Consider the following 7448-nt stretch of genomic DNA (forward strand, 5'->3'; position numbering starts at 1 on the left):
AGCCTCCAAGGACGGATTCACGGCGTCCCCCGGCGGCCGCTACCCGGCGCCGGCACAAACCTCCGATTAGGCAATCGCACCCAGGCCATTCAGCCCTCAAGAGACCCTAACAGGACGCTCTGATTGCTCGAGCCAGCAACCCACAGGCAGCCCACAAGCACCCCACACGCACCCAAGTCACCATCGACGATGCACAGTAACCGACCCAATCTCGTCCTCCTCCACGGCTGGGGCATGAACAACGGCGTCTGGGACGCCCTCCCGAGAACGCTGACCGAACGCTTCGATCTCCACCCCATCGAGCTCCCCGGCCACGGCCATGCGCCCTTCGAGCCGAGCTGGCGCGACCTCCCAGACTGCCTCCCAGACTGGGCCGACGCCGTGCTCGCCCAAGCCCCCGACCAGGCCATCTGGCTCGGCTGGTCGCTCGGCGCCCTGGTCGCCCTACAAGCCGCTATCCACAGTCGCACGCCGAGTCGGCCGCTTGGTCCGGGACAGCATGCGCCGCTAGACGACGCGCCAAACAACCGCTTCTCAGCAAGGGCCAGCGCACGGTCGAGCCAGGCACCAGCCCCTAGCCGTAGCCGCTCATCAGATCAAGGCCAGTCACGCAACAACAGCCTGTCTACATCGGGCGCTCCGACATCGAGCCGCGCTCAGGCAAGAAGCAGCCGGAAAACGAGCCGTATCAGCGCACTGATCCTCGTCACCGCCAACCCTCGCTTCGTCCAATCCGCTGATTGGCAAGCCGCCATGCCAGCGACCATCTTCGATGGCTTCCACAGCTCGCTGATCGATGATCCAACCGCAACCCTGGAGCGCTTCCTCTCGCTCCAAGTCCGCGGCAGTGAAGGCGCTCGCGAGACCCTCAGACACCTGCGGGCTGGCATCGCCGAGCGCCCGCAACCTCGGCCGGAGGCCCTGCAGATCGGGTTAGATCTCCTGCGCGAAGAGGATCTCCGCCCACGCCTCGCCGACATCCAGCAACCCGCGCTCTGGCTGTTCGGCGAGCGCGATACCCTAGTACCCGCCGCTGTCGCCGAGCGTATTGAGCTACTGATGCCCAGCGCCCAATGTCGCAGCATCCCGGGTGCTGCCCACGCGCCGCTGCTCTCGCATGGTGAGCAGGCTGCAAAGGCCATCTCCGACTTTCTTCTAGGGGCTTCAGCATGAGCATGAGTCCAATCGACAAACGCGCCGCTCGCCGCGCCTTCGAGCGCGCTGCAGCCAGCTACGATGCCGCCGCCGTGCTGCAGCGCGAGATCGGCAACCGCATGCTCGAGCGGCTCGATTATGTGCGCCTCAAGCCCCAGACCATCCTCGACCTCGGCTGCGGCACTGGCCAGGGCATCGACCTGCTCGCCAAGCGCTGGCGCAAAGCAAAGAGCATCGCCCTCGACATCGCCGAGTCGATGCTGCAGCGCGCCCGCCGTCGCGGCACCTGGCTCAACCGACCCTGGCCGCTCTGTGCTGATCTCGAAGCCTTACCACTGGGCGATGCATCGGTCGATCTGGTCATCTCCAATGCCAGCCTGCAATGGGCCGGCGATCTGCCGCGCGCCTTTGCCGAGCTGCGCCGGGTGCTGCGTCCCGAGGGGCTGCTGATGTTCACCACCTTCGGCCCTGATACCCTGATCGAGCTGCGTCGTGCCTGGGCGAGTGCCGACGCCGACGCTGGCGGTGCCGGCCATGCCCATGTCAGCCCATTCCTCGACATGCACGACATCGGCGATGCCCTGATGCGCGCTGGCTTCGCTGATCCGGTGATGGACGCCGAGCGCATCACCATGACCTACGAAAACGTCCATGGCCTGATGCGCGATCTCAAGGCGATTGGTGGCCGCAACGCCCTGCAGGATCGTCCGCGGGCGATGACCGGGCGCCAGCGCCTAACGGCGATGGAGCTGGCCTATGAGCGCGAGCGACAAGACGGCCGGCTGCCCTCGACCTGGGAGGTGGTCTATGGCCAGGCCTGGATGCCCGCTGGGATCAAGACACCAGCCCAGCAACAGACCGCCGACGGAGTCGCCATTCCGCTCTCGGCAATCCCGCGGCGGGTGTCGCGATGAGCGCGAAGAGCAGCCGCGCCAAGTTAGGCTGTTCGAGCTTAGTCAGCTCGTTGCCCGCACCAGGAAATGGGAGCCTTGCGATCGATGCAAGCCGTGCGATGAGATCAACATGATGACTCAACAGCCTATTCATCGCCCCCTATCCGATTGGAGCCAGGGCTCGCGGCGGACCTCAGGGCAGGGGCTGTTCGTGACCGGCACCGATACCGAGGTTGGCAAGACCGAGGTCACGCTCGGGCTGATGGCGGCGCTGCAGCGGCGCGGCCATCGCGTGCTCGGGATGAAACCGGTTGCAGCCGGCTGCGCGGTCACAGCCGCTGGGCTGCGCAACGAGGATGCGCTGCGCATCCAGGCACAAAGCTCAGTGTCCAGCGACTACTCGACGATGAATCCATACGCCTTCGAGTCACCGATCGCACCGCACATCGCCGCTGCGCAGGCCGGAGTCGAGATCAGGCTCGCGCCAATCCAGACCGCGTATCAGAGCCTCGCCGCCCAAGCCGATTGGTTAGTGGTCGAAGGCGCGGGTGGCTGGTCGGTGCCGCTGGCTCCTGAGCTGATGCTTAGCGATCTCCCCAAGGCGTTGGAGCTGCCAGTGATCCTCGTCGTTGGTCTGCGTCTCGGCTGCCTGAATCACGCGTTACTGACAGCCGAGGCGATCCGGGCCTCCGGGCAGCACTTGGTCGGCTGGATCGCAAGCCAGGTCGATCCAGCGATGCTGGCTGCCGATGCGAATCTGGCCACACTGCGTGAGCGGTTAACGGCCCCCTGCCTGGGGGTCATCCCCTGGCTAAGCGTCCCGTCACCGCAGCACATCGCTGAGCTGTTGGACCTGGACCGCTGTGCCATCATCGGCACAGCACCTTAGCGCCGGCCATCCAGCATCTCGGCGGCATGCGCGCGCGTGGTGGTCGTGATCTCGGTGCCACCGAGCATGCGTGCGACCTCGTCGATACGCTGCTCGGCATCGAGCGGGCTGATCTCGGTAAAGGTCTGCGCGTCCTTGGCGTACTTCTTCACCCGCAGATGCTGGTGTGCCTGCGCTGCGACCTGGGCCAGATGGGTCACGCAGAGCACCTGTCGACGCTCGCCGAGCCGGCGTAGCAGGCGGCCGACGATCTCGGCGATACCGCCGCCGATGCCGACATCCACCTCGTCGAAGACCAGCGTCGGGATGCCGCCCAACTCAGCCGTGGCGACCTGAATGGCCAGGCTGATGCGCGAGAGCTCACCACCGGAAGCGACCTTGGCCAGCGGCTGCAGCGGCTGGCCGGGATTGGCGCTGACCAAGAAGGCGATGCTATCGAGCCCTTGGCTGCCGATCGCGTCAGCGCCGCCCTTGGTGACCTCGACCCGGAACTGGCCACCCGCCATGCCCAGCTCCTGCATCGCCGAGCTCACGGTCTCACTGAGCCTGATGGCCGCTTCAAGGCGTGAGGCGCTGAGCGCTTCGGCGCATTCGAGCAAGCGCTCGCGCGCTTGCGTGCGCTCGGCCGCGAGCGTATCCAGGGATTGGTCGGCCTGCTCCAGGCGTTCGAGTTCGGCATGGCGCTCAGCCGTGAAGTCGATCAACCGCTCCGGGGCCACGCGATACTTGCGCGCCAGATCATGGATCTGGCCGATACGCTGCTCGACGACACCCAGCCGGCTAGGGTCCATCTCCAGGCCGTCCAGATAGTGCCGCAGGTTAGCGGCGGCCTCTTCCAGCTGCACCGTGGCCCCGTCGATCAGCTCGCGGGTCTCGTCTAAGCGAGGATCGATTCCGCTCAGGCTGGCAAGCTCTGCACTGGCCTGGCCGAGCCCATCGCGCAGGGACTGCTCGCCCTCGTAAAGGCGCTCGACCAGCGTGGCCGTGGTCGCCTGCAACTGGCCTTGGTTCGCTAGCCGGCGCTGCTCAGCGTCGAGCTGCTCCAGCTCCTGCTCGCCGAGCGCCAGCGCATCGAGCTCCTCGAGCTGAAAACGCAGCAGTTCGAGGCGCTCTTGGCGCTCAGTGCGGGCCTCGTTGAGCGTCTTCCAGCGCTGATCGAGCTCCCGGTAGCGGCGATAACGCTCGGCCACCTGCGCGGTGAGCGATTGATGATCAGCGTAGGCATCGAGCAGAGTGCGCTGGGCCACCGTGCGCAGCAGCGATTGATGAGCGTGCTGGCCGTGGATATCCACGAGCAGCTCGCCGAGCTCGCGCAGCTGTGCACTGCTGGCAGCGCGGCCATTGATGAAGGCGCGCGCCCGGCCTTGGCGCACCAGCACGCGGCGGATCAGACAATCGTCGCCGTCGTTGAGCGCTTGCTCTGCTAGCCAGCTTTGGGCCGGTGGATTGTTGGCGACATCGAAGCCGGCGCTGATCTCAGCGCGCTCGCAGTCGCCACGGATCAGGCTCGCGTCGGCCTTGTCGCCCAGGACCAGCCCAAGGGCATCGATCAGGATCGACTTGCCCGCTCCGGTCTCCCCGGTGAGGGCGGTCATCCCTGATGCCAGCTCGAGCTCGAGACGACTGACGATGACCAGGTCTTGGACGGTAATCTCGGTCAGCACGGCGTATCGGAATGCGTATGTCCGCCCCAGCCGAGCTTAGCGCGCAGGATGCGGTAATGGTCATGGTCACGGGGGTGCAGCAGGCGCACGCGGCGGCGGCTGCGCTCGATCTGGATCACTCCAGCGTCCTCAAGCGGGAGATCGACCTGGCCGTCACAGGTCAGGCGTACCTGCTCTGGCTCCAGGTCGCAGATGCGAATCTCGATGCGGCTGCCACCCGGCACCACCAGCGGCCGATTGCTCAGGGTGTGCGGGCAGATCGGGACCAACAAGAGGGCATCGAGCCTTGGGTTCAGCAGCGGACCGCCACCAGAGAGGGCATAGGCGGTCGAGCCGGTTGGGGTCGCGACGATCAGTCCATCAGAGCGCTGGGCGTTGACAAACTGGCCATCGATATAGGTCTCGAACTCGATCATGCGCACCGAGTTCCATTTGTGCACCACCACATCATTGAGCGCGCGCTCCGGCGTCTCCTGGCCGCCGATGCGGGCGTCCAGTAGGATGCGCGTGTCGGCATCATAGGCGCCGCTGAGGATCTGCTCCAGCCGTGGCTCGATCTCATCCGGCAGGATATCGACCAGAAAGCCGAGACGGCCGAGGTTAATGCCGACCAAGGCGACGTCGTACTCCGCGAGCATGCGCGCGGCATGGAGAAAGGTGCCGTCACCACCGACCACGAGCACCAGGTCGCAGCGCTCGCCGAGGGTGTGGATACTCACACCATCAGAGCGCTCTAGCAGGGCTGCCGTCTGCTCTTCAAAATGCGTCTGCACACCCTGAGCGCCGAGCTGACGGACGGCGCGCGTCACCGTTGCGGCAACGCGCGCATCGACATGCTGTTTGGCGATGATGCCGACGTTCTGAAACCAGGCCATTGGTGGCAAGCGACCCTGAGCAGGCGAGAACAAGAGCGGAAGGCGGTGTTAGGCGTTGCTGAGCGCAGCGCCGCCAAGAGTAGCACCACGCATCGCCGAGGCCAATGCAGAGAGCCTTGACATCACTGGCCTAGCATCATAGATTGCAACCGTTAGCACTCCTTTGATGAGAGTGCTAACAACCTAAATTCTTGTCCGAGATCCGGTGGGTCTTGTTCAGCCTCAAGTGAGTGACATTCGCGTACCAATGGACTCTCGAGCCAGCGGCCGTTTTGCTGAGGGCCAAGTTAGCGAGCGAGCGCTGCACTTCCTCAAGGTGCTCGTCGAGCGCCATATCCGTGATGGGCAGCCGGTGGGCTCGCGCACGCTGGCGCGTGATACGGGCCTGGATCTGAGTCCGGCCACGGTGCGCAATGTCATGTCGGACCTCGAGGACCTCGGACTGGTGTCGTCGCCGCATACCTCGGCAGGCCGGGTGCCAACGGCGTCAGGTTATCGGTTGTTTATCGATAGCCTGCTAAAGGTGGCGCCGCTCACGGAGACCGATGTCTCGGTGCTGCGCGAGCAGTTTGCGCATACCACCGATACCGTCAACCTGATTCAGACGGCGTCTCGTGCGCTCTCTGGCGTTACCCATTTGGCCGGGCTCGTGATGGTGCCGCGGCATGAGCGTGAGGTGTTTCGCCAGATTGAGTTCGTGCAGCTCTCTGGCCGTCGGGTGTTGGCGATCTTGGTCACTGGCGACGGCGAGGTGCACAACCGCATCCTCGAGACCGAGCAGCCGTTGTCGGCCTCGCAGCTGGAGCAGGCATCAAACTACTTGACGCAGATGTTCAACGGCCGTGAGATGCATAGGGTCCGGCAACAGCTGATGGCCGATCTCAAGCGCACGCACGCGCACATGGACGAGCTGATGATGCGCGCGGTGATGATGGCGCAGCGCGTCATCGAGGCCGCTGAGCACAAGGATGACGTGATGATTGCCGGCCAGACCAATCTGATGGAGTTTACTGAGCTCTCGAGTCTAGAGAGGCTCAAGGCGTTGTTTGACGCCTTCACCGAAAAACGCCAGATCCTCGACCTGCTTGATCGTTGTATCGCGGCGGAAGGGGTCCAGATCTTCATCGGCGAAGAGTCTGGCTACGAATTGCTCGACGACTGTAGCGTGGTGACGGCCACCTACCGCGTCGAAGATCAGGTCTTGGGCGTGCTCGGCGTTATTGGGCCGACGCGCATGAACTACCAGCAGGTCATTCCGGTGGTTGACGTCACGGCAAAGCTGCTCGCGGCAGCCTTGCGTGGACGTTGACCCGCGACAACTCATCAATGATTCACGGCAGAGGCCAGAGGTGCGGATTGCCGGTTAGGCGCTGTACTCACAATGGCCCGGGGAGAGGTATGAGATGACAAAGGAGCAAGAAGCGCAGCAGCCCGCTACATCGGCGCACCAGGAAGGGCCGGAGTCCGTTGCCGGGGTTGACACTCAGGCCAGTGTCGACACCCAGGCCAGCGGCGAGCCATCCGCAGAGGCTCTTGGCGAAGACGGTGAGCGCTCGGAGCACCTCGAAGCGGCGGGGGCTCAGGCCAGCGATCCGCCAGCAGATGCTGAGCAGTCGTTTGAGCCCGCTCCGGAGGCCGGCCCTGAGTCCGAGCCCGAGTCCGACCCCGACCCCGACCCAGCTCAGCTGACGATGCTGCTCGAGGACGCGCGTGCGCGGGCCGACGATGCCCACAATCAGATCCTGCGCGTCCGGGCGGAGATGGAGAACATGTCGCGACGTCAGGCGAAGGAACTCGAGAACGCCCATAAGTTCGCGCTTGAAGGCTTCGTCAAGGAACTGCTGCAGGTGCGCGACAGCCTCGAGCTTGGCCAGGCCGCTGCGGCTGCAGAAGACGCAGATCTTGCCAAGCTGCGCGAGGGGACGGAGCTAACGCTGAAGTTGCTCCGCGATGTGATGGCCAAGTTTGGTGT

7 protein-coding genes are annotated in these 7448 nt (G+C 64.8%); 5 read left to right on the plus strand and 2 right to left on the minus strand.

Features of this window, described 5'->3' with window-relative positions:
* The first annotated feature begins 189 nt into the window (after positions 1–189).
* The 3 genes from ACY693_RS11520 to bioD all read left to right on the plus strand — a co-directional run bounded on the left by ACY693_RS11520 (position 190) and on the right by bioD (position 2937).
* The gene (locus tag ACY693_RS11520; protein WP_462321966.1) at positions 190–1173 is read left to right on the plus strand and encodes an alpha/beta fold hydrolase; all 984 of its coding nucleotides are present in this window, start codon (positions 190–192) and stop codon (positions 1171–1173) included.
* Positions 1170–2069, plus strand: coding sequence for a malonyl-ACP O-methyltransferase BioC (gene bioC / locus ACY693_RS11525; RefSeq protein WP_462321967.1), 900 nt, complete (start codon positions 1170–1172; stop codon positions 2067–2069). Before ACY693_RS11520 ends, bioC begins: the two co-directional genes overlap by 4 nt.
* Before the next feature lie 112 nt (positions 2070–2181).
* Positions 2182–2937, plus strand: coding sequence for a dethiobiotin synthase (gene bioD / locus ACY693_RS11530; protein ID WP_462321968.1), 756 nt, complete (start codon positions 2182–2184; stop codon positions 2935–2937).
* Here the strand turns inward: bioD and recN are convergent.
* On the minus strand, positions 2934–4601 hold the full coding sequence (recN, locus tag ACY693_RS11535) for a DNA repair protein RecN (protein WP_462321969.1): 1668 nt from the start codon (positions 4599–4601) through the stop codon (positions 2934–2936). The genes bioD and recN overlap by 4 nt on opposite strands.
* Positions 4595–5476 (minus strand): NAD(+) kinase, encoded by an 882-nt coding sequence (locus ACY693_RS11540; protein WP_462321970.1) that lies wholly within the window; start codon positions 5474–5476, stop codon positions 4595–4597. The genes recN and ACY693_RS11540 overlap by 7 nt, the downstream gene beginning before the upstream one ends.
* 247 nt (positions 5477–5723) lie before the next feature.
* On the opposite strand from ACY693_RS11540, the gene hrcA reads away from it, so the two are divergent.
* Together hrcA and ACY693_RS11550 are read left to right on the plus strand one after the other, a co-directional pair.
* Entirely contained in the window at positions 5724–6785 is a 1062-nt protein-coding gene (gene hrcA, locus ACY693_RS11545) for a heat-inducible transcriptional repressor HrcA (RefSeq protein WP_462321971.1), read from the plus strand.
* A 94-nt stretch (positions 6786–6879) separates the two neighbouring features.
* Positions 6880–7448, plus strand: a 569-nt coding sequence (locus tag ACY693_RS11550) for a nucleotide exchange factor GrpE (protein WP_462321972.1), incomplete at its 3' end; no start/stop codon positions are given.

Source organism: Halochromatium sp. (assembly GCF_054919635.1).

Coding starts and splice junctions, on each gene's coding strand:
- ACY693_RS11520 (WP_462321966.1), top strand. CDS start 190: ATGCACAGTAACCGACCCAATCTCGTCCTCCTCCACGGCTGGGGCATG.
- hrcA (WP_462321971.1), top strand. CDS start 5,724: ATGGACTCTCGAGCCAGCGGCCGTTTTGCTGAGGGCCAAGTTAGCGAG.
- bioC (WP_462321967.1), top strand. CDS start 1,170: ATGAGCATGAGTCCAATCGACAAACGCGCCGCTCGCCGCGCCTTCGAG.
- ACY693_RS11540 (WP_462321970.1), bottom strand. CDS start 5,476: ATGGCCTGGTTTCAGAACGTCGGCATCATCGCCAAACAGCATGTCGAT.
- bioD (WP_462321968.1), top strand. CDS start 2,182: ATGACTCAACAGCCTATTCATCGCCCCCTATCCGATTGGAGCCAGGGC.